Source organism: Hallerella sp. (genome assembly GCF_022776125.1).
GTDB lineage: Bacteria > Fibrobacterota > Fibrobacteria > Fibrobacterales > Fibrobacteraceae > Hallerella > Hallerella succinigenes.
Map to the genome: position 1 here is coordinate 104,232 of NZ_JALFIA010000055.1, position 23,289 is coordinate 127,520.

Here is a 23,289-nt window from a genome sequence, read left to right on the forward strand (position 1 = left end):
GATGCAGACTGCCGAGCGTTTCTTTTGCCTTGAAGGCATTGATGGCTGCGGAAAGAGCACGCAGCTGAAGCGCCTTGCCGAATTCTTGACTGGCAAGGGCTATGACGTGCTCACGATTCGCGAACCGGGTGGCTCCGAAATCTCGGAAAGCATCCGGAGCCTTCTGTTAGATATCCGCTATAAAGGCGTGATGGATTCCAGAACGGAACTCTTGTTGTACAATGCAGCTCGTGCACAGGTCATTGCCGAAAAGATAGCTCCGGCTCTTGCTGCAGGTAAAGTTGTCCTTGCCGATCGCTTTGCCTGGAGCACTCTCGCTTATCAAGGTTACGGTCGAGAAATTGACCCGCAGATGGTTTTGAATCTTTCAAACATCACATGTGGAAAATTCAACCCCGCGTTGACGATTGTTCTCGACGTTTCTCTCGAAGAAAGCCGTCGCCGTCAGGCGGTGGAAAACCGTGTCGCGGACCGGCTCGAAAGCGAAGCGGTCAGCTTCTTTGAACGCGTCCGTAACGGTTACTTGAAAATTGCGGAAGTTTTTCCGGATTGCGTGAATGTTGTGGATGCAAACGGCGACATGGACAAAATCCAGGATCAGATTCGCGATTTGATCTTAAAGCGTCTCGCTTAAACTTTCAAAATTTTAGAGGGTATAACGCACATACGCGCCAATGGCGTGCATGGAGCGCGACATCGGTTCGACGCGTTCGTAGGCGGCGATCTTTGCGTAGGAATTCAGGCGAAGTCCCACGGCGAAGTCGAGTGGCAGATTCACTTCGAGGCCTAGATTGTTGAGAAAAACAAAGTCATAGCCGTTCGTGCCGTAGTGAGGCTCGGTATTCGGCCAGCTGCGGAAGAGGTAAGCGGCGGCGTAGTTGTAAAAGCGTCCGATGTTTTTCCATTCGAGCTGGAGCGTCGCCTTGTAGCTTCCACCCAGGCTGTATTGGTAATTTCGGGTTACTTTGTAGTTGGAATCCGCGGAGGCAAGGACATTGTCGTAGTTGAAGTCCGAAGATCCGAGGAGCACGTAAGAAGGCATGTGGATCATGCGGAAGTTGAAGCGGTCCGAAAGATCGACGCTTACGTCTGCGCCAAGGCCGATCGAAAGGGCGGACATTTCGACGAGGTCACCGTAGAAGGTATCGAAATGCAGGTAAGCGGCGAGGTCCATCCAGTTCGTGTTGTTGTGCCGCATATTCAAGTTCTTGAGTTTTCCGACCGAGGAAACGCGCATCAACATACCGTCTTCGCTCTGATCCTGGACAAAGCTAAAGGTGAAGTATTCGAAAGGTTCCTTGATCTTTCTGTCAGGGCGTCCATAGACAAGGTTAAGTCCATAGAAGGCCGATGGGGAATCCCAGTCGTTGTCGGAGCGGTCGTCGGCGTCCTGGTCGTAGCGGTATTCGTCGCCAAAACGGTGCCCTACGCCTGTGTAGATAGACCATTCCATTGGGGCATAGCCTGGGTTTGTTAAGCTAGGTCCGTTGATCCATTCCTGGAAAGTCGCGACCGGGCTTGCTGCAAAGGCGAAGAGGTTTTCTAGGAGTCCTGCTCCGGGTTTTGAAACGGCCCGGGTCGCGATGCGGTAAAGCATTTCACCGTAGATCGTACCGCCGACGCTCGTCGCGATCAGGTCGTTCGGCGCCGGATATTCCGTTTCGCAGAATTCTTCCCACATCCATGAGCCTGTCAGGGCAAAGAAGAAGCTCGCGTAGAAGTCGTAGCCCGCGGAACGTGCCGCAGCGTAGTACATGGAACCTTGGTACGGGTGACCGAAGAAGTTGATCGCGAAGTGGTTGTCGTCCCACTTCCAGCCTTCCTTAAAGTTGCGTTCCCAGTAAGAAGGTCCGGTCTTTGCATAGTCTTTTTGCAGAACGTAGCGGTCCCAGCCCCAGACGAACAGGTTTAAGAAGGTGACTTCTCCAAACGGAACGATTACCGGCAAGCGACTGCCGGTAGGGCTTCGAGGGGTGAATTCCGGCATCGCGGAAGAGGTAGAATCCTGCTTTAAGGAGTCTGCAACAGCGCCTTCGTTTGCAAAAACGTGGGTTGTAAGAAGTGTAAAACAGAGGATGCCTATCAATTTTTTCATTGCATATACAAAAATGCTCTTTTTTGTAAAGTTTTGTAGGCTATTATAAGATAAAGAGTGCGAAATATTGATAAAAAGGGTCATCGGGTTCGAATTCGCTTAAAAGCGACTGTTTGTGATTCGGATTCGATTTTCTATATTTGGGGCACAATGCAGTTATGCTTGGAAAAAGATCAGCTGGAAAAGATTCAGCGTATATTAAAAGTCCACTTCTCCGGTTTGGAAGTGGATGCCTATGGTTCGCGCGTGACGGGAGTCGAACTGACTCCGGATTCCGCTCTGGATATTGTAGTGCTTTCTCCTAAGCCGATCTCCTTTGAAGAAATGGTCAGCGTCGAGAAGGCGTTTGCCGATAGTGGACTTCCGTTCCGCGTTGACATCGTGGACTGGGCCAAGCTCACGGAGAACATGCAAAAGAACATTAAGAAAGAGCATATCGTTATCCAGGAAGCGAATGTCTCTGAAACTCGATAGATTATGGTAAAAAACGTCATCTTCCCCATGATTTCGGCAGTTTTGTTTTCTGCCGTCGTTGCAAGTGCAGCTTCTGCAGAACTTTCCAAGGCTGAAACCGCGATTCAGAACGGCGACTGCGCTACGGCGATGCCGCTGCTCCAGCCGCTCGCCGAAAAGAAGATTCACAAGGAAGACGGCGCCAAGGCTGCAGAACTTTTGGCCCACTGCTACGTAAAGACAAACGACACTGCGAACTTGGATCGTTTGACGAGTCGCTATCTGGAATACTATGCAGGCAACCCGAAGCGTTCTCGCATGGAAGTGATTGCCGCAGAACGCATGCTCCACTCGGATTCCCAGATGGTGAAGGGCGTGGAAACGCTTTTGAACGTGCTCGTCTACAGCAAGAACGGCGAAATCAAGGAAATGGCACAGAACCTCCTCGCTCAGACAATTTCAAAGGACAAGCGTTTGACGATTAGCCAGCTGACCGCATTTGCGGACAAGGCTGTGGTCAGCAAGAAAGTGTCGAACGTGACCTGGCTCCGCTTGGGCAGGGAACTTGCCGAAAAGAAGAATTACAAGGCTGCCCGTTACTGGTATAAGAAGGTCCTTGTTGCAAATGAAAATGAAGAATGGGTGGAACTAGCAAAGGATGCGATGGAAGCTCTCGAAGGCAAGTCTTCGATTCCGACGGTTCTTGTGCTCGCTCCGGTTTCCGGGGACTTTGCAGAATTCGGCTTGGACGCTGTGAAGGGTGTCCGCCTCGCTTTGGAAAAGGCGAACCTGAACGGTAAGGTGAACCTTCGAGTTGCCGATACCCGTGCAGATGCCGTGGAAGCTCTTCGCCGCACAAGACAGGTCGTGGCGCAGGACAGCGTCATTGCGATTGTCGGTCCGATCATGAGCGCTCCGGCTGCAACGGTCGCCGCTTGGCTCTCTTCGACACATTCGAATATCCCGATGCTCACCCCGACAGCGACGGATGCTGGCATTTCCCGCATGGGCTGGAATATTTTCCAGGTGAACGTCAGCATGGACAACCTCGCGACGGGCATTGCGAACTATGCAGTGGACTGCCTCGGCATTCGTGAATTCGCCGTGCTTTCTCCGATCGGGGATTTTGGAACGGCGATGACGCAGAGCTTTAGCCGCGCTGTGGAAAGCCGTGGTGGCGTGATTCTTGCCACGCAGGAATTTGAAGAAGGCCGTCCGGATTATACGACGGAGTTTCGCAAGCTCCGAGCGGAACGTTTTGATCAGATTTTGCACAAGATGAATATTGCCCGCGGCGCGAAGAATTTGGATGCGATGGGTGCGAAGGAAAAGCGTTCCTTCATGAAGGATTCCGTCTTTAAGGTTCCGGGAATCTTTATTCCGAGCTCTAGCCCGTCGGATGCAGGCTTGATCGCTCGCCAGGTCGCTTATCACAAGCTGGACGGTACGCTGCTCGGTACTTCGGGTTGGTATGGTCAGGACTTGATCGATGAAGGTAAGAAGCTCGTCGAAGGTTCTTACTTTAGTGTTTCCTTTGGAAATGCCGATACGAACCAAACTTATAAAGACTTCAAGAGCGCTTACAAGGCAAAGTGGAATGAAGAACCGAAGGCAGACAAGGTCAGTGGTTTGAGCTACAGCGCAGCAAGTATTGTCTTCTCGCTCATCGCTTCCGGTGAAACGGATCTGGTGAAGAAAATCTATTCGCAGAAGGTGTTCCGCGGCGTATATGGCGATATCCGCTTTGAAAAGGGCGCAAACGCAAACGTCCAGATTATGAGCGTGGATTCGAGCGCCTTTGTGAACAAGACGGTTTGCCCGTCCAAGTAATCAGTATTCGTCGACAGCGCACCCGCAGAGAGCGTCCATGACGTAGTTCTCGGGTTCGCCTCGTAAATAGAATGCGTAAAGGTCTTCGTCGTCTGTGCAATCTTCTAGATTGACGCCCTTGCGGAGCATCAATTCTTGAGAGATGCGTCTTTTGAAAGTTTGAAAACCGGAGCTTAAAAGGGTCAGGGAAAGCGAGGCCGGTTTGTGAAGAATCTTCATCATAGGTTGCCTTCTTTGTTTGACTTTGGGCTCGGGACTTTGACGGAATTTGTCAAGCGTCTCTATTTTGGATATACACAAATTGCAAAAAGCTGTGAAATTACAAATTTATTATTTTGAACTTTCAGATTGTTAATTTATATGTAGAAAATGATGGATAGGACTGAATGTTACGGGGCAAAAATCGCATGACAGATGGTTCCACGCTAAAATTTTTGGAGAGCGTAAAATGATAAGTCTTTGATTCCGAATGCTTTACAATTTTTTCGCCCTTTAGAAATCGTTCCTGCTTTTTGGTATATTTAAAATCAAATGTTATTGCATGTTGGAATAAAAACTGTCGCTTTCGCTACGCTTTTCGGCGCGGCGCATGCTTTTGCGGGCTCTTCGCTCTTTGCTTTGCCCGGTGATTTGCAGTCCGAAGCCAAGCGTTCCGTGAAGCTCGCTCTGAATGCGGATTATAAAACTTCTTACCAGGTTTCGGAAAAGATTCGGGCAAAGAATCCCGGCGCGGCCTGTGTGCTGCGGAATGTGGTGCGCCTAAGTGAATTCGATGACGTCGGGGATACGCTTGCCTTGGAAAAGGCGGCGAAAGAACTTTCGGAGTGCACGGCAGAGGGCGCCTGGGATGTGCTGCGCGCCTTTGAACTAGGCTATGCGCAGTCAGCGCTCGGAAGCTCTTTGAAAGGCGCTCTCGGTACGCGGAGTGCGGCAAAGAAGTTTGAAGATTCCGAGGACAAGGATGCGAAAGCCTTTTATTCAATCTACGCTTACTATGTAGACGATGGCCTGAGTTTTTTGCCGTTCGTTTCAGACGATCGGGATGCTTACTTGAAAATCTTGGAAGAGCGTTCGGCGAATTCCGAGCTGTTCTGGGCGCTGTTCGCGACGCCGCTCGCCTGGATGTATTACGACAAGCAGGAATACGGCAAGGCGTTGAAAGTGGTGGAACGGGCCATTTCGAAGGCGCCTGCAAACCCTGTTTTTTGGCAGATGAAGGCCGATATGCTGTACAAGCAGAAAAAGTACGCGGAAGCGGCGAAGATCTACGAGAAAAGCGCTGCGGAGTATTTGAAGCGCACGGGAAAGTCGGTCCGCTATTTTTGCGCGATCGGTAACCTCTCGCGGATCTATTTGGATGCGGGCGACAAGGAAAAGTCCAAATTCTATGCGGATAAGCTTTTAGATCCGGATTATGAAAAGATCGAAAAGTGGATGCCCGGATCGCTTGTGAAGGATTTAGAGAAAAAAGATCTTTTATAAGATTTCTGTTTTGAAAATGCCTCTTTAGAAATTTCCTATTTGCAAATAAAAAATCCCGCTCGCACCGAGCGGGATTTTTCAGAGTTCATGAAGACTCGGATTAATACTTCGCCTTGAGTACATTCGGGCATTCGACTTCGGTGTAAGTATGGTTCGGGTTGCCTGCGGCTTCCATGAAGTTCGCGAGGAAGAGGCAACCTTCCTTGGCCTGAGCGTCGCTGCTGAAGCTGGCGTTGCACTTTTTCACCAAACAAGCCTTACGATCGGTGAGGTAATTGACACCATCGGAGTATCCCACTTCTTTTTCGCATTCGCTAAGGAGACCGCCGTATTGGGCGCCCTGGCTACCCCAGCCGTAGCCGGCGGTTCCGTTGAAGATACCGACGCCGCCGCCTGGGATCATGATGTCGAACTGGCCTTGGTTCACATCTGAACCGATATTTGTCACCATGACAATCAGCTTTTTGCCGACGAGAGCCTTGTGGTTGGCCTTGGTTTCGTATTTGCCCGTACCCGTGAAGGTCAGTTGGAAGCACTTTCCGCATTGGCCACCATTGGACGCGGGGACAGCCGCAAAGGCGAAGCCGATGTTGTCGCAACCGCTAATCGTAAATGGAATTTGGCTTGTGCAAGTAGCAGCGGAACCGCCATCACAGACGCTCTTGGCGTTGAAGTCGCTGAGTTCGGTTTTTCCGTTGGCGTTGCACTGCTTTGCTTCGTTTCCGTTGCCCGCATTTGCGGACCAAGAACAGCTTGGCTTACAGCCGTCCCAATAGCGGGTTGCCCAGCCGGAGCCGCTAGAGCCGCTCTTTTTGACGATAGTCGGGCAGCCGGTAGAGATGCTGACAGAACTCGAAGAAGCGACAGAACTCGAAGAACGCACGCTCGAAGAAGACGATCTAGCGGAGCTTGAGCTAACAATCTGCTGAACGCTCGAAGAGCTGACAAACGTGGCGTTGCCGACATTTATCGTTAGGGAGAAAGCTCCATCGCTGAATGTGAAGGTTTCTGTAGAAGTTCCATCGGCAAAGTAATCAGGAACTGTACCCGTTACGGTATAGGTCTTCGCGTTTTCGTCAAATTTTGTCGTGAGCCAATAGAGCGTCCAGTTGCGGGACGGTTCTGCTGTAACGCCGCTAAAGACGATGGTCGAAATCGAAGCGTTCTTGGCAACGGTCTGGGTCAGGTTTCCGGTTACGGTAACGCTCCCGCTTTGCTGCTGACTTGCAGAAGAAAGGATAACGGATGCGGAGGAGTTGGTAACGACAGAAGTGGAAGACTTTCCGGTAGAAGTGGAAGACTTTTCGGAAATGATTGTGCCGTTGGTATCCACAACAGTTCCGTCTGTAAGAGTAATGTTGCCCGAATCGGAGTCAAAAGTTCCGATAATGTTGCCATTTGCATCCCGGACGGTCATGTCGGAATAGATATCGCCGACCACAACACTTGCGACGAGAGTCGCACTTGCATCTACAGAAATCGAAGAACTGCTAGCGACAGTTGCACTCGAAGTTTCGGTCGCTTCGGAAATCACGTTACCGGAAAGATCTTGAACGGAACCGTCGGTGAGGGTGATGCTCTTGCCGTCTTCATTGAGAATGCCGATGATGCTTCCGCTCAAGTCGGTGACGTTGCCATTATTGTCGATGAGGTAGCCGATTGAGGTGATGTTCGGAAGCAGAGTCGTATCTGCAGCAAGGAAAGTGTTGCCGGCAGCATCGGTAATGGTTCCGTCTGCGTTCAACTGACCGGCAGTTTCGCCCGTGGCAAGGTTGTAAACGATGCCTGTCGCCGGGTCAATGGTGTAACCGCCGACGTAATACGGCAGTTCCGAAACTCTCGGTGTGTCGTTATCGGAAGATCCGTTGGACGAACTTTCTCCGCAGTTCCATGTAAAGAGAGCTGCGGAGAGGGTGATAATAGATAAGTAACGTTTTTTCATCATGATTCCTCTGCTTGGATCCAAACACACACACCGTTAAGTTCTATTACTTATTGCAACCCTGCGGATAACTGTCGGAAAGACATTCGAGGGTGTCCAAGGCGCCGCCCGTATAGGTAGACCAGTCGTCCTTCCAAGCAATGCGAGTATCCTTGGTGGTGTTGATGGTTGTTTTATACTTGTCGATCAGGTATTGCGGGCATTCGATTTCTTCCCAGTTGTAAGTCGGGTTGTCGGCGGCCATGTACCAGTCGGCAAACCAATTACAGCCCTTGAGAAGGTTGTCGTAGCCGGTAAATGCCGCTGCGCACATATCCTTCACGCATTCCTGATACTTGGCGACCGTATTATCGTAACCGAGAGACTGCTGGCAGTAAGTCAGGAAGCCACCGTACTGGGCGCCCCATTGTACGTTGGAACCGCTCACCATGGTAGAAAGAGCGTCATAAAGACCGACGCCACCACCCGGGACCATCATGTCGAACTGGCCTTCTTCCACGTCATAACCGATGTTCGAAGCCATCACGATCATGTGCTTGCCGGCAAGAGCCTTGTGCGTTGCCTTGACATCGTTTGCATGGTTTCCACCATTGAATTGAATGTGGTAGCACTTACCGCAGCCCGCATTTCCGTTACCCGGTGCGGCGACAAAGCCATAAGAAAGCGTATCGTTCACGGCGACAGGAGCCATATCCGTGCAGGCGAATGCACCGCTACTTCCACCGCCACGATCGCTCGAGCAGGCGCTGGTTGTGCCCTGATAGCCCATCCAATACTGCTGAACGTTATAGCTCAACGTGTAAGTCGGAATTTCAACGTCGTGAATGTTGCAGTTGCGGGCCGTGGTGTAGCTTGCCTGGTAGGTCGCTTCGCTCGTGGTGTCCACGTTACCCGGCCAAGAGCAGTGCGGTTTGCAAGCATCCCAGTAGCGGGAGCTCCAACCGGTGGCACCATTGTTCAAAAGGGAGTTCAAAACAGGAACTTCGTAACCGCTCGGGTCCATGACACCGCTACCGCTAAAACCGGCTGCGCTGCTCGAAGAAACGGTTTCTACAGCTTCGCTGCTCGAACTAGCGATGTCTCCGCTGGCCGAAGACGTTACGTCGCCCATTGTTGCTGAAGACGTGATGTCGCCTGTCGCGGCAGAAGATGTCGGGCCGGAAATCACCGTGCCGTTCGTATCGACAACGCTTCCGTCGATCAAGGTAATTGTACCAGTGGCCGAATCAAATGTACCGATGACGTTGCCGCTTGCATCGCGGACGGTCATATCGGAATAAATTTCGCCAACTGTCACGGTGGCGACCAAAGTGGCGCTCGGATCTGCGGTAATCGCTGCGCTCGAAGACGAAGCGTCTGCGGGGTCTAAACCGCTCGAAGAATCACTCGAACAGTTCCATGTAAAGACAGCTGCACATACAAGCAGAGCGGCTTTTGCAAAAGGAAATTTCATAGAAACCTCGTCCCGTCGGACTTGATCAAATTTGACGGATTTAAAATAATTTCGGCCGTCTTATTTTTCTTGTAAAATTCTCTTCACTGTGATTAAGTGTTCTTTAATCGTTCCCAAGGAATCTTTTTTGTATTTTATGTAAGAAAAAGAAAACAAAATTTTGAGCGGGAAAAAAGTTGGAAACAAAAAGGGTGTGGAATATCATTCGGTGACGCTTAATTTGTAAATAGTTAGTATCTTTATAGAAAATGAACAAGCATTTATTAACTCTGGTTTTGATGGGATATAGCCTTGCGCTGTCCGAGCCTCTTTCTTTACAAGATGCGATGCAGAAAGCGAAGCAGAAGAATCCCCAGTTGGTGGCGAGTAAAACGCACCTCGACAAGGCAGAAGCGCAAAAGACTTCTGCACGTTCTCTTTTTATGCCAAAGCTTTCGATTACCGGTAAGGTGACAAAGATCGATGACGATATCACGATCGACCTTCGCGATATGCGCACGGCGATTCTCGGGTCGAATTACGCTTCGACTTACACGAGCGTTTACGCGCTCGCCAGTCAGCAATATGCCGCTTATGGAGACGAGGGGAAGGCGATGGCGCAGAAGGCTGCTGGAACTGCAGCTACTCAGGGACAGCAGACTTTGGCGGCGCAGATGCCCGAAGACAAGTTCAAGTTAAAAGTTCAGGACGACCTCTTCTTCAATGCGACGGCGACTCTTGTATGGCCGATCTTCACCGGTGGAAAGATTTATTCCGCCTACAAGGCTTCGACGGAAAACGTAGAAGCGGAAAAGGCGGCATACAATCTCGTCGAAAACACCGTGATGATGGAAGTCTGCACGCGGTACTTTACCGTGCGCCTCGCCGAAGAAATGGTTTCGCTTCGCACGGAAGCCTACAATACGATTCAGGCGCACGTCGATCAGGCGAAGAAGCTTGAAGAAGGCGGTCAGATTTCTCGAGCCGAGCGTTTGCGCGCTGAAGTCGCTTTTGTCGAAGCGGAAACGGAAAAGGACAATGCGGAACGCGACCTTTCGCTTGCCCGTCTCGCCTTGGCGAATACGCTCGGTGAAAGTGATACCGCTCTCACAACGACCACTTCGATCGTGCCGAAGGAACTTTCGGAAAGCCTTGAAGAATACAAGAAGCGCGCGATTGAAAATTACCCCGGCATGAAACAGCTTGAACAGGCGAAAAAGCGCAGCGAACGAGCCGTGACCGCAGCCCGTGGCGACTACTTCCCGACGATAGCGCTCTTCGGCAAAAAGGAGCTTTACACAAAGGATCTGACGATTCTTGAACCGGAATGGGCCGTGGGCGTTGTCGCCGAATGGAACATTTTCCATGGGGGAGAAACCGCAGGTAAAGTCGCCGAAGCGAAGGCGACTCAGCGCGAAGTCTTGAGCTTGCAGAATCAGGCGGTGCAAAACATTTCGTTGCTCGTCGAAAAGCGTTACCGCGAATATCAACATGCAAAGGGACGTCTTGAGTCGTTGAAGAAAACGGAAGAGCTGGCCAAGGAATCCTTGGAAGATCAGCAGAAGGTTTTTAATGCGGGCATGGGAACAAGCTTGGACGTGGTGGATGCCCAGCTTTCCTTGGAACGCCTTCGCATTGCGATGCTCAAGGCGAATTACGATGCGACGATGGCTTTGGCTGGACTGTTGGAAACCAGCGGTCAAGTAGAAAAGATTCAAGATTATCTGGAGAGTGGAAAATGAAAAAGATTCCCGCTGTTTTGACTTTGGTGATGATTGTCATGCTGCTTGTGGCTGCATTCCTCACGATTCGAAATTTTGCATTGACTCCGCAGCAGGAATATCTGCAAGGTCAGATCGAAGCCCGCCGTGTGATGGTGGCAGGAAAGCTCCCGGGCCGCATCAGTTCGATTGCGGTGCATGAAGGAGACGCCGTGAAGAAGGGCGATATCATCGCCGAAATTTCAAGCCCGGAAGTCGAAGCGAAGAAGATTCAGGCGGAAGGCGCTTACAAGGCGGCAAAGGCCCAGGCGAAGAAGGCTAAAAACGGTGCCCGCTCGGAGCAGATCGATGCCGCGAAGGCAGTGCTTACCCGTGCTGAACAAGCCGCTAGTCTCGCAAAGACGACTTACGAACGTGTGCAAAAGCTCTATGATGAAGGCGTGATTCCGGTGCAGAAACGCGACGAAGCGGAAACCCAGATGAACGCCGCTAACGCTCAGGTGGAAGCGGCCAAGGCTCAGTACACGCAGGCGGTGAACGGAGCCCGTGAAGAAGATAAGGCCGCTGCAAACGCTCTCGTTTTGCAGGCGGACGGTGCGAAGGCAGAAGTCAAGGCTTACCTCGATGAAACCCGCATCATCGCTCCGATTACGGGTGAAGTTACCCTTAAGATTTCAGAAGAAGGGGAAGTCGTGGGTGCAGGTATGCCGGTTGTGGCGATTACCGATTTGAAGGACGCTTGGGCGGTCTTCAATGTGCGTGAAGACGAACTGAAGGACATTCAAAAAGGCAAGGCTTTTGAACTCCAGGTTCCGGCTCTCGACAAGGTGGTTCCGATGGAAGTCTATTACATTGCAAGCGCTGGCAACTATGCGGTTTGGAAGAGCAGCAAGGAAAGCGGAGGCTTTGACCTGAAAACCTTCGAAGTGCGCTTGCGTCCGCAGACTCCGGTGGAAGGACTTCGCCCGGGTATGACTGTTCTTTGGAAACGCAATCTGGAGAAGTAAGTTGCTCCGCAATATTTGGGCAGTTGCTTGGAATGCGTACGCACGGAAGGACCTTCCGACGGTCCTTTTGCTGTTTGTATTCCCGATTGCGCTCTGCACGATGATGGTTTCCATGTTTTCGGCAGAGGCTCCGTACAACCTCCCGGTGGGCATTGTCGCGGAAGGCGGGGGAGAACTTCAGGGAAGAATTTTACGCGCGATTGAAACCACTAAGGCTGCAACGATTACCGTGCGCTGCAAGGACATTTCGGAATGTTCCTCGGCAATGCGCAGTGGGGAAATTCTTGCGTTCGTCTATGTGCCGCATGACTTGGAAGAAAAGGCGATCCGTTACGAGACGCCCGCGGTTACCGTTTATACGAATGGACAGTCCTTGCTCACGAGCAAGGTGATAACGAACGACATCCGTATGGCCGTGGCGACGCAGGGTGCGGTCCTTGTTCAAAATACGATTCAGAACCCGATCGGCGTAGAAGTTCACATTGTGGGAAATCCGACGGGAAACTATGAACACTTTTTGGGCATCGGTCTTGTAATCGCTCTTTTTCATGTGATTGCGATGCTCTTTGGCGCTTACTTCTTTGCGTTTCCGATTCGCGAAAGGGAAGTGGGAACCTGGCTTTCGGCAGCGGGAAATTCGATGGTTGCCGCCTATTTGGGAAGGCTCTTGCCCGCCGTATTTGTGCTTGGAACGGAAATGATGAGCGTTCTTTTGCTTGTGCGCATGGGAATGCCTGCGCTAGAACCGATAGACCGTGTGGTGCTTTTTGGCGGTGGCTATTTGATGGTGGCGACGTGCATGGCTCTTGGAGCTTCCTTTGTGGGAATTGTCGGCGAAATGCGCGTTGCGTTGAGTGCGGCGGCGGTTGTTGGCGGGCCTGCTTTTGCGTTTTGCGGTCAAACGTTCCCGGTATTTGCAATGCCATTTGTGATTCGTTGCTGGACGTTTATCCTGCCGATTACGCAGATGATGAAGCTCCAGTCGGCATTCTTCTTTGGGCACTTGGGAATAGAACGCGCGTTCTGGTCGTTCGAAGTTCTCGCGGTGTTTTTTGTATTTTGGTCGCTTGTGGCGATGCTTACGCTGGGAATTCGTTTGCCGAGGGCCTTGCGTAAAGAGGAGGCTGAATTATGTTCCGCATGATCAACCTTCTTTTTAAAGTGGCGCTCACCGAATGGAAGGCTCTCTTAAAGGATCCTGCTGTGATGCTCGTTGTCGTCTTCGGCGTGATCTTCTATTCGTTCTATTATCCGTATCCGTACAAGAACCAGATTGCGGACAAGGCTCCGGCGGCGATTGTGGATTTGGATCATTCCGTGATGTCTCGGCAAATCATTCGTGCGGCTTCCGCGATGCAAGAAGATACGATTGTCGCCATTTATGAAAACGAAATCGAAGCGCAAAAGGCTCTTGCCGACGAAAAGATTTACGGCTACATGAAGATTCCAAAAGGTCTTGAAAGGGATCTGCGGAACGGTCAGAATGTGTCTGTGGGCGTTTACTGCCACGGGGGATTCATTCTTTTGTACGGAAACGTGGCGACTGCTTTTACGACTGCCGCCATGACGGTCGGGGCGACGACACAGGTGAAGCGCATTGTGATGCAGGGACATTCCCTGAACGAAGCGATGGCGATCCGCGATCCGGTGTCGACGCGTTTCTTTAGAATGTTTAACGCTTCGGGCGGCTACGGGATTTATGCGGTGAGTGCCGTGCTGATGATTATTTTACAGCAGACATTACTCGTAGGTGTCGGTGTGATGGGCGGCCCGCGCAAAAACCGTCACTTCAAAGTTTTGAAGGGCGCCGAAGAAACGGAGAGCGCTCCGCTTTTGATCCGCTACTTTGGGCGTTCGCTTGCGTACATTCTGCACTACATGCTTGCTCTTTTCTTCTTTAAGTATGTGATTTATCACGTCTTCGAATTCCCGGACCGTGGCGATGACGGACTTGTGCTTTTGTTCGGCCTTTTCTTCTTTGGAGCGACGGTGAATATGGGTATGTGGATGGCGCAGTTCTTTAAGCACCGTGAAACGGCGTTGTTCGTATTCGCAAGCGTTCCGATTTTTGTCGTGTTCGCTTCGGGCTTTAGCTGGCCTTCGGGGAATATGCCGCGCTGGATTCAGATGATTGCGTCGTTCATTCCTTCGACGTATGCGATTCCGACGTGGCTCAGTATTCAGAATCTGGGTGCGAACTTCCACGAAGTCGCCCCGAACCTGATCAAGCTTTTTCAGCTTTCCGTGTTCTATTTGTCCCTTGCGCTGATACACGCCAAACGGGATGATCTCCTCGCTCCGATTTTCCACAGGGCGAAGCGTTTCCGTGCACGGTGGCGCTGCAAGGAACTTTAAGGCAGCTTCAAGATTCGATTATTTCGGATGTTTCATTCCGCAGGCGGGCCCGCAAAGGCTCGCCGCTTTTTCTGCTTCCTTCTGCGGATCGGCGAGGATCGACTCGAAGTCTTTGTGACGGCTGAACCAGCGGATTGCATAAGAGCAGGTGAGGACCGCCTTGCGTCCGCTGTTTTGGATCTTCTTGGCCGCAGAAACGGTGAGCTTTTCGGCAATGCCCTGACCGCGCAGGGAAGGATCGACTTCGGTATGTATAATTTCAACGAGGTTCTTCCCGATACTTGGAAAATCGATGACAGCAAGAGTCTTACCTCTTTCGTCTTCCGCCCAGATTTGATTTTCGGATTCTTTCCAGTTCAAATTCATCGGATCCTCACCGGTGGATGTTCCTTTTATAAATAAAAAAAGGACTGGCGAATTGCCAGTCCGATTTCCAAAAGACCGTGTGAATTACTTTTTCTTCACAATGACGGCGTCTTGGACCTTTTTGCCCTTGAGCTTTGTCGATCCCTGTTCTTCTTCAAGACGGCGGGAACGGTTCACGAGAGCGTACTGTCCAATGCCCCAGAGGTTTGAGACGATCCAGTAGAGCACAAGGCCCGACGGCATCACGGCGCTGAAGAGGAACATCATAATCGGCATCATCCAGACCATCATCTTCTGCTGGGCCGGGTCCGTCATCGAAGCCATGGACTGCTTCGTCTGGAAGTAAGTCGTAAACACCATGATAATCGGAAGGATTGCGATACCATCCGGCATCACGAACGGAATCGTAATGCCGTTCCAGATTACGTCGGAACGGGAAAGGTCGGTAATCCAGCCCATGAACGGCTGACCGCGGAGTTCAATCGCACGACCGAAGACCATGAAGAGACCGAAGAATACCGGCATCTGAATGAGCATCGGGAGGCAGCCGCCCGTGCAGGATGCCATCGGGTTCACGCCGTTCTTCGCATAGAGTTCCATGATCGCAGCCTGCTTCTTTTGCGGATCGCTGCGGTACTTCACATTGATTTCATCGATCTGCGGTTTGAGCTTGCTCATGCTACGGGTCGAACGGAGCTGCTTCAAGGTGAGCGGCGTCGTAATGGAACGCACGACGATCGTCAAAAGGATGATGCCCACGCCGTAATTCGGAATGATCGAGTAGAAGAACTTGAGAAGCCAGAGCAGGAAGCCGCAGATGGCGACGAACCAGACGTCTGCACCGCACCAGGTCCAGCCGCTCACGATTATCTTTTCAAATCCGAGATCGAAGCTCTTGATTTCGCTCCAGCTCAGCGGAAGAATCATAAAGTCGAAGTCGATCGTTTCGTTGTCGTTCATGTAATCGGAAAGCTTGATACGATAAGTTCCCGGATCCTTCGAGTTTTCTTTGTTCGTATCGAAATGTTCAGCCGTCAAAGTGGCTTCGGAAGCTTCCGGATACTTGATCACGGCGGCGACGTACTTACGGCGCATACCTGCCCAAAGAATCTTGCCATCTTTTTCGTTGAACTTTTCTTTTTCGCGGACCGTTTCGCGTTCCACGTTCACCATGTCGTTGAAGATCACTTCGCTGAAGAAGTATGCGCCACCGCCAAAGCTTTTGCCCTTCGGGAACTCTTCGGTTTCTTTCATACCGCCGTCCCAGATGATTTCATAATCGTTCGGGCGGAATCCTTCGAACTTCACCGACTGCTGAATCGAAACGCCTTTTTGGGTGAAGCTGTAAATACGAATGACCTTGTTGCCGTTTGGATCGCTAAAGGTAAAGGTCAAAGACTGGTCGCTATCGACGAGAATCTTTTCCGGAGTATTTTCCGGCAGGGCAAAAAGCTGGTTCGAAAGGTCCACGCCGTCGATCTTGAGACCGAGAGCGCCTTTCGCTGTGTCGGCGATAATTTCCGGATAGGCGCCGGTCGAATCCGGGAGAGCCTTTACGATGATGCTCGAAATCTTTGCGCCGAGGTTATCGAAAGTGGCGGTGAAGTGATCGGTTTCGACGGTCACCTTTTTGCGTTCGATCGGCTTCAGAGCTTCGGCGACCTTGGTCGAATCCTTGGCGGAATCGGTGACCGCGACTTCAGCTGGCTTGCTCGCGGCCGGTGCGAGTGTTGCCGGGACGAGCTTTGTCGAATCGAAAGAGGTAAGTTCAGGAACCTGGAGAGAGCCGGAGCGAGCCTTTGCCGTTTGGGCGACTTCTGCCTTGGCTCTTTGGGCCGCAGCCTGTTCTTCGGCGCGACTGGTGGACATTGTCATCGACCAGACGAAAAGACCGACGAGGAGGATGAGACCGATGAGAGTGGAGGGTTTCATTTTCATAGTTTTTCTTTCTTAGGCGGTACCGGGTCGTAACCTCCCCGGCAGAAGGGGTTGCAACGTAACACTCGAAAAACTGCAAGATAGAAACCTTTGAAGATTCCGTGTACGCGGATCGCTTCGATTGCATACTCAGAACACGTCGGCGTGAATCTGCAGACACCGTGGAAAAAAAACGGATGAACTTTTCGGTAAATACGAATGGGGAAGATCAGGGCCTCTTCCAGGACGTGCTGGATGCTCATAGCCAGCCCATTTTTTCAAATAGCTTCTCGGCACTGCGGTGCATACGCTTGGAAGTCATTTCCCCTTCTTTGTCTTTGACGATAATCATAGCCCAAACGGGAGCAAGAACGTTTGGAGCCTTCTCGAAGAAGATCGGGCGTAAAATACGACGACAACGGTTCCTGTATACGGCACTGCCATTTTTTTTGCGTGCTAAAAAACAAAAACGACAAACCCCATCCGGGCTTTCGATCCATTGCATCATCAAGGATGGTGAATGAACTCGTTTTCCGTGGTGGGCGATTTGTCGATAATCGGACTCGGATTCGAGTCTAAAAGAGCGGAGACTGGGAATACCTAGCCTTACTTCTTATAGATGGTATCACTGACCGTGAGACGCTTACGGCCCTTAGCGCGGCGACGGCTGAGAACTGCGCGGCCCCAACGATCTTCCATACGAGCGCGGAAGCCATGAGTATTGTGACGCTTGCGGTTGTGCGGCTGGAATGTTCTTTTCATAGTTCTAAACCTTTAGGTAACAATAGGTTACCATTGAAAAAACTTTTTGGAGTCCCAAAAATAACAATATTTCGAAATTTCACAAGGGAAAGGAGCGGCTCTCTTCTACACAACGGGGTGGATTCCTTGTGGATAAATTGTTAAAAATGTGGATTTGTTACAAAAGGCTAGCAAAAGTATGGAAAGTGGCGGATTCTCGACCACAGGGCCGTTTTTGATTAAAAAAGGTTCTGGGACAAAATCATTGAAAAAATCTTATGCGTTTTTTTATATTTACGCATAAAAATAAAACTCAGATCATCCAAGAGGATAATATGGAATACAAGATTAAGGATATCAACCTGGCTATCGAAGGCCGTAAGGAACTCGATCTCGCCGAAACCGAAATGCCGGGCCTCATGGCTCTCCGCAAGGAATATGAAGGGAAAAAACCGCTCGCTGGAGCTCGCATCATGGGCAGCCTCCACATGACGGTGCAGACCGCTATCCTTATCGAAACTCTCGTTGACCTTGGCGCAGATGTTCGCTGGGTGAGCTGCAACATTTTCAGTACGCAGGATAACGCTGCTGCTGCAGTCGTCGTCGGTAAGAAGGGCTCGGTTGAAAATCCGCAGGGTGTTCCGGTGTTCGCTTGGAAAGGTGAATCCCTTGAAGACTATTGGGAAAATACCGCTCGCGCTCTCGTGTGGCCGGACGGCAAGACCGCCGACTTGATCGTGGACGACGGAGGCGATGCTACGATGCTCGTGACCTGTGGCGCCGAATTTGAAGATGCAGGCAAAGTGCCGGAATTCAACCCGGAAAAGGATTCCGAAGAATGGGGAGCCTTCCTCGCTACCTGCAAGAAGGTGTTCGACAAGGATCCGAAGCAGTGGACCCGCGCGCGAGAAGCTTTGAAGGGCGTTTCCGAAGAAACGACAACCGGTGTTCACCGTCTTTATCAGATGGCTCAGGCCAAACGTCTCAAGTTCCCGGCGATTAACGTGAACGATTCCGTCACTAAGTCCAAGTTTGATAACCTCTACGGCTGCCGTCATTCCTTGATCGATGGAATCAACCGTGCAACGGACGTGATGATGGCTGGCAAGATAGCTGTCGTCTGCGGTTACGGCGATGTGGGTAAGGGCTGCGCGCAGTCCCTCCGCGGTCAGGGCGCCCGCGTGATCATCACCGAAATCGACCCGATCTGCGCTCTCCAGGCTGCCATGGAAGGCTATGAAGTGAAGACCCTCGACGAAGTCGTGAGCATGGCCGACATCTTTGTGACCACCACCGGTAACACCGGCATCATCAGCGCATCACAGATGAGCAAGATGAAGCACCGCGCCATCGTCGGTAACATCGGCCATTTCGATAACGAAATCGACATGGCTGGCCTCAAGAAGGTTCCAGGCATTGTTCGCAACGAAATCAAGCCGCAGTATGATGAATGGATTTTCCCGGATGGCCACAGCATTCTCGTTCTCGCGGAAGGTCGCTTGCTGAACCTCGGCTGCGCTACCGGTCACCCGAGCTTTGTGATGAGCGCAAGCTTCACGAACCAGACGATTGCGCAGGTGGACCTCTGGCTTTCCGCAACGGGCAAGCAGACGGTTTCCGGTCTCAAGTATGAAACCGGTGTCGTGTACACGCTCCCGAAGATCCTCGACGAGAAGGTCGCACGCCTGCACCTCGAAAAACTCGGTGTTCACCTGACGAAGCTGACCCAGGCGCAAGCCGACTACATCGGCGTGCCTGTGGAAGGTCCGTACAAGGCAGATCACTACAGATATTAGTGATTAGTGGTTGGTGGTTAGTGGTTAGGAATAACTGCCAACCGCGCGATTGTCATCCCGGCCCCAGTGCCGGAATCACCTTTAAAAAATTTCCCCGTGCAATTAAAATGCGCGGGGAGTTTTTTTAGGGCGAAGAATCGACAAAATGTCATTTTATCGCCCTGAAGTAATTCAATTGTCCTCTCAAAAATTAATGTTTATCAAGTCATTCAATCATTGAATTACCGTTTTTTCTTTCCAGCAATAAATTCTCTGATAAGCAGGTATTTTCAATGTTTTATCAACGAGTACCTGTTTTAATGATAACTGTTCTAATTCAACTGATTCTTTTGTACTCATTTCACCCTCTTGCCATATTTGTTAATTCGAATAATCCTCTCAAACCTCTGTCAACAAAAATCCCATGTACATGGGCAGCGTGAGCGTTTCACCGTTGCGACCGACATTGTAGTCGCCCAGTTTCAGGGCTTGTTCCACATGGTATTTTTCTTTGTTCTTGAGCACGGTCCGCATGGATTTGGCATTCCCGTTTCGAGCCTTGCATTCTACCGGCGTACATTTGCCGCGGTAGCGCATGACAAAATCAAGTTCAACTCCGCTGTCCTTATGATAGTAATAAAGCTTGCGTCCCATCTTGCCAAATATGTCGGCAACCAGGTTTTCAAAAATGGCTCCCTTGTAACCAAGCAAGTCGCCGCTCAGAATGCTCGACTGCGTTCCATCTTCGAGCATAGAAATCAGCAGCCCGATATCAGCCATATAAACCTTGAACTCGCTTGGAATCTTGCTGCCGTCTAAAGGCAATTCTGTCTTTTCAATATTATAGCAACGCCGGATGATTCCCGCGTCCTCGATCCATTGCAGGCTTCCGGCGTAATCACGCCCACGACCGCCCTTCTTTACAACGCTATACGAAAATTTTTTGTATTCACGCGCAAGTTGCGAGGGGATTGATTCAAAGCATTCGCGAATACGCGCCTTGTCCTCTTTCGCGGCATACTTGACCATGTCGGCCTTGTATTCGTCAACAATCCGCTTTTGTATGGCTAGTGCCTTGCCAACTAGCCCGCTTTCTAAAAATGTTGTCACCACTTCCGGCATGCCGCCGACAATCACATACTGGTTGAGCAGTTCCCTGAATCGATCGTGAATCGCTACATCAACAGGCGTTTCACTTTGCAGACATTCCTTGAGGTAATCGAAATGCATCGGCTTGATTCCGTTAGCCCAGAGCCATTCCTCAAAATCCATCGGGAACATTTCGACAATGTGTTCGAAACCCACCGGGATAGATGACTCCTGTTCACCCCCCTTCTCGTCTTTTGTCTTGTAGCCATGCACTCCAAGTAGCGAGCCTGTACACATCACCTCGTATTGACCGTCCAGAAAAAAATACTTGAGGGAACTGCGGGCCAGCGGGCAATCCTGAATTTCGTCAAACATAAAGCACGTTTCATGGGGCACGATTTCTGCCGCAGGGAGCGCTGCGGAAATGCGCATGATGATAGACGCTACGGAAACATTGGGTTCGAAGAATTTCTTGTAATCCGGGTGCTCCCGAAAATCCAGGTACACCACGTGCTTGAAATGACTTTCCGCAAAAGCCCTAATGCTGCTGGTTTTGCCACACTGGCGAACCCCTTTTACCACAAGGGGCTTGTGCTTCGGTTCGTCCAGCCAGTTTTCCAGAATTTGGTCAATTTTTCTCTTAAACACGTTTTCCTACCCAATTTTTTTATAAACATACACGTTTTCCTGCCCAATTTTCAAGAAAATTGCACATTTTTACAAAAAAACTATTTACTGAGTGTTTTTGCGGCATTTTATCAGGCGTTTTACCCCCCCACTCCTCAAAAACATTCCACCCACTTGCCGCGGGCGAGGGCGTGAATGGGTCCGGGCATTCGGCTGCCTTCCAGCGCCCAGAACACGAGGTAGCTCGATGCGAGGTCGACCATGTGCATGCAGTACCTGGCAGTCGCGAGGTTGTGCCGTTCGCGGGTTGTTCTTTGTGCCGAAGACGATGCGTTTCATCACAAATTCTTCATTTGTAAACTTAAATTTACCCAAAATGGGGGGTATTATTAAATTTACATTCATTGAGGAAACGTACTTATCCACAAAAATCAGCGATGAGGAAAATAAAAATGCCGATGATGCGTGACACTCGAATTGCCTTCCCTTTAGTTTCTCTTGCTTGTGCGGCGGGGCTTGCCGTATTCGGCTGCGGAGGGGATTCCGGCAGCGGTCCTAGCGCTGCTCAAAATGATGTGTGTTCTGTAACCAAGACGACAAATTCGGTTACCGTAAAAACATCTGTCGATGGAGCATCGGTCACTACCGTCTACGTGTTTGACACGGAAGGCGATATGGCGTCTAAAACGACCGTTTCGGATTATTCCGCCATGGGTGACGAGACAACTGCTAAGGCTGTTTGTGAAGCGAACGGTTCCGTGGAAGGCTTTACGGCGACTTTTGAAAATGGCCTGTGCACGGTGGTTCAGAAGGTGGGCCTTTCTGGTTCGCTTGAAGATATTTATGAAGCGCAGAACTCTGCTTGCGAGGCGGCAAATGAAGTGGCGAAATCGTCTAGCAGTTCTATCGGCGGTCTTTTAGGAAAAAGTAGTTCTTCTGCAGAAGAAACGACTTTGACCGAAGTCGATGATTTGGACGCATTGATGGAAATCGAGTGCGTTGACAATGTGCTTGGCAACAAGGTTTTTGTGAAGTCTAAAGAGAAGGATTATATCTGCGCAAGTTATGTAAGCTCGGGCATGTCCTTTGTGCTTTGGCTCCCCACGATTGCTGACATCAAGAATGCTCCGACGTGTACTGCGGAACTGATTCTTGGTGACGATGATGCGACCTATTACTCGGAAAAGGACAATGCCGTTTATGCCTGCGTCTTGGATATTACGGATCCTTACAATTATGACGACGCAGAATATGTCTGGAAAAAATATGGCACATTAGATGTTTCGAGCAGCTCATCGGCGGTCTCGTCTTCTTCTAAAAATTCGAGTGAGGTTTCGTCGAGTTCGGTGGCTGTAGTTTCTTCCTCTTCTGCGACAAAGGAAAAGGTGGTGACTTTTAAGGATGGTATCATTTGGGAACCGTCTTATCAGTCTCGCGCGAGAACGTTCTTTAATACGGTTGATGAATACAACTTCTTGGACAGCAACTCTGCAACTGGCGATAGTTCGGGCTGGTGGTTCAAATATTTGGATGCGGCAGATGGCGGAATTTCGACTGCGGTAGGAATTTTTGGATCTACGGCGCTCGACCTTTCGATTACGCTGGAATATATTAACTGGTATGTCGCTTATGATGGCTCGTATTATTACAACGCTCCGGATCCGTATCCGTATGCGGGCTTTGGATTTAATTGGTCTACCGATGGTGAAAATGAAAGCGTGGATCTTTCGGATTGGACGGGCATTTGCCTGACGTATGAATCGACTAAATCTTTTGAAGTCGCGATTCCGGCTGTGGGCGATGGAGACTTCTCTTATTACTATCCGGTCACTTACAGTTCGTCGCCCAAGACGATCGATATCCCGTTCTCCAGTTTAACGCGTTCTAAATATGCGACGACGAGCTTCTCTAGGTCCAGTGCGCTTAAGAATGCCACAGCTTTGCACATCAAGTATACAAATGACGAAACAAAGGTGGAATGTGACAGAACCTATTATTCGGCAAGTGAATGCCGCTATTACTTCAATTCGTATTCCAATTCTATCCAGATTTATAGAATTGGAAAGTATGGTACTTGCAACGATACCGGAACGATTCTTTAACGATCGTCAAATGTGAAAATGAATGCGTCCGGGCCTGTTTGGCTCGGACGTTTTTTGATTGGGGTGTTAGCTAGAAAAGCCGATTCCAATGCCTCATCGTATCCGTCGTTGATAAAGACGTTCTACAAGATGCTGGAGAAGGCTGGCTACAAGGCCCAGGAAGGCACCATCGTTGACGTCTCCATCGTGGAGGCCCCGCGCCAGCGTGCACGACAGCAACGTATACGGCAAGCTCGCCAAGGGCGACAAGAACGAAGTGAAGTGTGCCCAGCCCGCGTAGCGGGCGGCCCTCCGGGGCAAACACCGGGCGGAAACGCCCGGGAACCGGGGTCGAAAAGACCCGTCGAACGGCTAA

At 50.6% G+C, this 23,289-nt stretch carries 20 protein-coding genes; 10 read left to right on the plus strand and 10 right to left on the minus strand.

The genetic code is table 11. The annotated features are described in order from the left end of the window. Position 1 precedes the first annotated feature (1 nt). On the plus strand, positions 2 to 634 hold the full coding sequence (gene tmk, locus MR847_RS07070) for a dTMP kinase (RefSeq protein WP_287723342.1): 633 nt from the start codon (positions 2 to 4) through the stop codon (positions 632 to 634). 12 nt (positions 635 to 646) lie between these two features. On the opposite strand, the gene MR847_RS07075 is transcribed toward tmk, so the two are convergent. Further along, positions 647 to 2,095 carry a DUF3943 domain-containing protein gene (locus MR847_RS07075; RefSeq protein ID WP_287723344.1) on the minus strand — a complete coding sequence of 483 codons (1,449 nt, stop codon included), beginning with the start codon at positions 2,093 to 2,095 and terminating at the stop codon, positions 647 to 649. A gap of 150 nt (positions 2,096 to 2,245) precedes the next feature. Between MR847_RS07075 and MR847_RS07080 the strand changes: the two genes are divergently transcribed. Continuing rightward, positions 2,246 to 2,569: a nucleotidyltransferase family protein gene (locus tag MR847_RS07080; protein ID WP_100426778.1), complete on the plus strand. Its 324-nt coding sequence runs from the start codon at positions 2,246 to 2,248 to the stop codon at positions 2,567 to 2,569. A 3-nt stretch (positions 2,570 to 2,572) separates the two neighbouring features. Next, positions 2,573 to 4,378 carry an ABC transporter substrate-binding protein gene (locus MR847_RS07085; protein WP_287723345.1) on the plus strand — a complete coding sequence of 602 codons (1,806 nt, stop codon included), beginning with the start codon at positions 2,573 to 2,575 and terminating at the stop codon, positions 4,376 to 4,378. Here MR847_RS07085 and MR847_RS07090 read toward each other — a convergent pair whose 3' ends face one another. After that, positions 4,379 to 4,600 (minus strand): hypothetical protein, encoded by a 222-nt coding sequence (locus MR847_RS07090; protein WP_277000223.1) that lies wholly within the window; start codon positions 4,598 to 4,600, stop codon positions 4,379 to 4,381. Positions 4,601 to 4,909: 309 nt separating this feature from the next. Here MR847_RS07090 and MR847_RS07095 point away from each other — a divergent pair, with 309 nt between their 5' ends. After that, entirely contained in the window at positions 4,910 to 5,860 is a 951-nt protein-coding gene (locus MR847_RS07095) for a tetratricopeptide repeat protein (protein WP_241899481.1), read from the plus strand. 100 nt (positions 5,861 to 5,960) lie between these two features. Here the strand turns inward: MR847_RS07095 and MR847_RS07100 are convergent, their stop codons facing one another. Next, complete coding sequence (locus MR847_RS07100) at positions 5,961 to 7,805, minus strand: glycosyl hydrolase family 5 (protein WP_287723348.1); 1,845 nt, start codon at positions 7,803 to 7,805, stop codon at positions 5,961 to 5,963. 43 nt (positions 7,806 to 7,848) lie between these two features. Continuing rightward, positions 7,849 to 9,255 (minus strand): glycosyl hydrolase family 5, encoded by a 1,407-nt coding sequence (locus tag MR847_RS07105; RefSeq protein WP_277001989.1) that lies wholly within the window; start codon positions 9,253 to 9,255, stop codon positions 7,849 to 7,851. A 248-nt stretch (positions 9,256 to 9,503) separates the two neighbouring features. Between MR847_RS07105 and MR847_RS07110 the strand changes: the two genes are divergently transcribed. The 4 genes from MR847_RS07110 to MR847_RS07125 are packed head-to-tail and all read left to right on the plus strand — an operon-like array spanning position 9,504 to position 14,317. Next, positions 9,504 to 10,976 (plus strand): TolC family protein, encoded by a 1,473-nt coding sequence (locus MR847_RS07110; protein ID WP_106519263.1) that lies wholly within the window; start codon positions 9,504 to 9,506, stop codon positions 10,974 to 10,976. Beyond that, positions 10,973 to 11,962: an HlyD family secretion protein gene (locus tag MR847_RS07115; RefSeq protein WP_100425330.1), complete on the plus strand. Its 990-nt coding sequence runs from the start codon at positions 10,973 to 10,975 to the stop codon at positions 11,960 to 11,962. Before MR847_RS07110 ends, MR847_RS07115 begins: the two co-directional genes overlap by 4 nt. A 1-nt stretch (position 11,963) precedes the next feature. After that, positions 11,964 to 13,106 carry an ABC transporter permease gene (locus tag MR847_RS07120; protein WP_287723350.1) on the plus strand — a complete coding sequence of 381 codons (1,143 nt, stop codon included), beginning with the start codon at positions 11,964 to 11,966 and terminating at the stop codon, positions 13,104 to 13,106. After that, on the plus strand, positions 13,094 to 14,317 hold the full coding sequence (locus tag MR847_RS07125; protein WP_287723351.1) for an ABC transporter permease: 1,224 nt from the start codon (positions 13,094 to 13,096) through the stop codon (positions 14,315 to 14,317). The genes MR847_RS07120 and MR847_RS07125 overlap by 13 nt, the downstream gene beginning before the upstream one ends. Before the next feature lie 18 nt (positions 14,318 to 14,335). Here MR847_RS07125 and MR847_RS07130 read toward each other — a convergent pair whose 3' ends face one another. The 5 genes from MR847_RS07130 to rpmH form a co-directional block, all read right to left on the minus strand. After that, positions 14,336 to 14,683 carry a GNAT family N-acetyltransferase gene (locus MR847_RS07130; RefSeq protein WP_287723352.1) on the minus strand — a complete coding sequence of 116 codons (348 nt, stop codon included), beginning with the start codon at positions 14,681 to 14,683 and terminating at the stop codon, positions 14,336 to 14,338. Between the two features lie 84 nt (positions 14,684 to 14,767). Further along, positions 14,768 to 16,615, minus strand: coding sequence for a membrane protein insertase YidC (yidC, locus tag MR847_RS07135; protein WP_287723353.1), 1,848 nt, complete (start codon positions 16,613 to 16,615; stop codon positions 14,768 to 14,770). Between the two features lie 2 nt (positions 16,616 to 16,617). Beyond that, positions 16,618 to 16,863 carry a membrane protein insertion efficiency factor YidD gene (yidD, locus tag MR847_RS11030; RefSeq protein ID WP_198514874.1) on the minus strand — a complete coding sequence of 82 codons (246 nt, stop codon included), beginning with the start codon at positions 16,861 to 16,863 and terminating at the stop codon, positions 16,618 to 16,620. Then, complete coding sequence (rnpA, locus tag MR847_RS07145) at positions 16,860 to 17,198, minus strand: ribonuclease P protein component (RefSeq protein WP_100425334.1); 339 nt, start codon at positions 17,196 to 17,198, stop codon at positions 16,860 to 16,862. The genes yidD and rnpA overlap by 4 nt, the downstream gene beginning before the upstream one ends. Before the next feature lie 8 nt (positions 17,199 to 17,206). Next, positions 17,207 to 17,362 carry a 50S ribosomal protein L34 gene (rpmH, locus tag MR847_RS07150; RefSeq protein ID WP_100425335.1) on the minus strand — a complete coding sequence of 52 codons (156 nt, stop codon included), beginning with the start codon at positions 17,360 to 17,362 and terminating at the stop codon, positions 17,207 to 17,209. A gap of 314 nt (positions 17,363 to 17,676) precedes the next feature. Between rpmH and ahcY the strand changes: the two genes are divergently transcribed. After that, positions 17,677 to 19,137 carry an adenosylhomocysteinase gene (gene ahcY, locus MR847_RS07155; RefSeq protein WP_287723354.1) on the plus strand — a complete coding sequence of 487 codons (1,461 nt, stop codon included), beginning with the start codon at positions 17,677 to 17,679 and terminating at the stop codon, positions 19,135 to 19,137. 378 nt (positions 19,138 to 19,515) lie between these two features. Here ahcY and MR847_RS07160 read toward each other — a convergent pair whose 3' ends face one another. Next, positions 19,516 to 20,853 carry an ATP-binding protein gene (locus tag MR847_RS07160; RefSeq protein WP_287723356.1) on the minus strand — a complete coding sequence of 446 codons (1,338 nt, stop codon included), beginning with the start codon at positions 20,851 to 20,853 and terminating at the stop codon, positions 19,516 to 19,518. 431 nt (positions 20,854 to 21,284) lie between these two features. On the opposite strand from MR847_RS07160, the gene MR847_RS07165 reads away from it, so the two are divergent. Beyond that, on the plus strand, positions 21,285 to 22,934 hold the full coding sequence (locus MR847_RS07165) for a hypothetical protein (protein WP_287723357.1): 1,650 nt from the start codon (positions 21,285 to 21,287) through the stop codon (positions 22,932 to 22,934). Positions 22,935 to 23,289 lie beyond the last annotated feature (355 nt).

Excerpts from the sequence above, each read along its gene's own strand:
- MR847_RS07085 (WP_287723345.1), top strand. The coding sequence starts at position 2,573 with ATGGTAAAAAACGTCATCTTCCCCATGATTTCGGCAGTTTTGTTTTCT.
- ahcY (WP_287723354.1), top strand. The coding sequence starts at position 17,677 with ATGGAATACAAGATTAAGGATATCAACCTGGCTATCGAAGGCCGTAAG.
- MR847_RS07125 (WP_287723351.1), top strand. The coding sequence starts at position 13,094 with ATGTTCCGCATGATCAACCTTCTTTTTAAAGTGGCGCTCACCGAATGG.
- MR847_RS07090 (WP_277000223.1), bottom strand. The coding sequence starts at position 4,600 with ATGATGAAGATTCTTCACAAACCGGCCTCGCTTTCCCTGACCCTTTTA.
- MR847_RS07105 (WP_277001989.1), bottom strand. The coding sequence starts at position 9,255 with ATGAAATTTCCTTTTGCAAAAGCCGCTCTGCTTGTATGTGCAGCTGTC.
- MR847_RS07100 (WP_287723348.1), bottom strand. The coding sequence starts at position 7,805 with ATGATGAAAAAACGTTACTTATCTATTATCACCCTCTCCGCAGCTCTC.
- MR847_RS07110 (WP_106519263.1), top strand. The coding sequence starts at position 9,504 with ATGAACAAGCATTTATTAACTCTGGTTTTGATGGGATATAGCCTTGCG.
- yidC (WP_287723353.1), bottom strand. The coding sequence starts at position 16,615 with ATGAAACCCTCCACTCTCATCGGTCTCATCCTCCTCGTCGGTCTTTTC.
- MR847_RS07130 (WP_287723352.1), bottom strand. The coding sequence starts at position 14,683 with ATGAATTTGAACTGGAAAGAATCCGAAAATCAAATCTGGGCGGAAGAC.
- MR847_RS07080 (WP_100426778.1), top strand. The coding sequence starts at position 2,246 with ATGCAGTTATGCTTGGAAAAAGATCAGCTGGAAAAGATTCAGCGTATA.
- MR847_RS07095 (WP_241899481.1), top strand. The coding sequence starts at position 4,910 with ATGTTATTGCATGTTGGAATAAAAACTGTCGCTTTCGCTACGCTTTTC.
- yidD (WP_198514874.1), bottom strand. The coding sequence starts at position 16,863 with ATGAGCATCCAGCACGTCCTGGAAGAGGCCCTGATCTTCCCCATTCGT.
- MR847_RS07165 (WP_287723357.1), top strand. The coding sequence starts at position 21,285 with ATGCCGATGATGCGTGACACTCGAATTGCCTTCCCTTTAGTTTCTCTT.
- MR847_RS07115 (WP_100425330.1), top strand. The coding sequence starts at position 10,973 with ATGAAAAAGATTCCCGCTGTTTTGACTTTGGTGATGATTGTCATGCTG.
- MR847_RS07075 (WP_287723344.1), bottom strand. The coding sequence starts at position 2,095 with ATGAAAAAATTGATAGGCATCCTCTGTTTTACACTTCTTACAACCCAC.
- rpmH (WP_100425335.1), bottom strand. The coding sequence starts at position 17,362 with ATGAAAAGAACATTCCAGCCGCACAACCGCAAGCGTCACAATACTCAT.
- tmk (WP_287723342.1), top strand. The coding sequence starts at position 2 with ATGCAGACTGCCGAGCGTTTCTTTTGCCTTGAAGGCATTGATGGCTGC.